This is a genomic window from Sporomusa sp. (genome assembly GCF_057736855.1).
Map to the genome: position 1 here is coordinate 13,324 of NZ_JBYKYF010000048.1, position 970 is coordinate 14,293.

At 39.1% G+C, this 970-nt stretch carries 2 protein-coding genes; both read right to left on the bottom strand.

What is annotated here, in order from left to right:
* A partial coding sequence (locus tag AC29Z1_RS05085; protein ID WP_488270372.1) for an ATP cone domain-containing protein occupies positions 1-250 on the bottom strand: 250 nt, incomplete at its 3' end.
* On the bottom strand, positions 247-744 hold the full coding sequence (gene nrdR, locus AC29Z1_RS05090) for a transcriptional regulator NrdR (RefSeq protein WP_488270373.1): 498 nt from the start codon (positions 742-744) through the stop codon (positions 247-249). The genes AC29Z1_RS05085 and nrdR, both read right to left, overlap by 4 nt.
* Positions 745-970: the final 226 nt, after the last annotated feature.

The window sequence follows — 970 nt, forward strand, 5'->3', positions numbered from 1 at the left end:
AAATATAGGCCTTAGCTGTCTTGGCATGACCTGTTTCAATCAGAATCTTTTCGACAGCATCCTGAACTTCTTCTACATCAAATACGCCACCATTATGTTTCTGTTTTAAATATTTTAATACCTCAAGTGTGAGCTCCAAAGCCATTTGCCGGTCAGCTCCGCCTACAGCCTTGGCTGCTTTATAAATAGCTTCTGTTATTTTGTTTTCATCAAAGGCGGCTTCCCGTCCGTCCCGTTTTCTTATTTTCATAAACATGATGACTTTTCCCCCATATTTGATTTACTCTTTCTGTTGTGATTCATTAGGAGTTCAAGTTCTTGTACAAAGTTATTAATATCAGCAAATTGGCGGTATACGGAAGCAAACCGTACATAGGCCACCTGATCAATCTCTTTGAGATACTGCATTACCGACTCACCAATTTGGCGGGTAGATACTTCCTGCACAGCCTGACTATAAAGGCTCTTTTCTACCTTGTTAACCGTTGTCTCAATGACCTCAATAGGTACTGGGCGTTTTTCGCACGCTCTCAATAGTCCGTTTAATAGCTTACTCCGGTCAAATCGTTCTCGACGGCCATCTTTTTTGATAACCATCAAAGGTATTTCTTCCACCACTTCATAAGTAGTAAACCGGCGAACGCAAGCTGTGCACTCTCTTCGTCGGCGAATAGAATTTCCTTCATCAATAGATCTTGAATCAATAACTTTGCTATCAGTTACTCCGCAAAATGGACAGCGCAAACTTATCCACTCCTTGATTACTCCATAAAATATGCTATAATAATTTATAGCTTTGCAAAGAGCAATACTATATATTGTATATGCATTAGTAAATATACGCCATATATTGTGTTTTTCCTGCTCAAAAGGAAAACAATTGCAAAAAAATCTCTAACCCATATAGGTTAGAGATTTCAGATTGTAGACAAAGCCGCTTTTATGCCGTAAGGCAAAAAGCGGCTTTCTA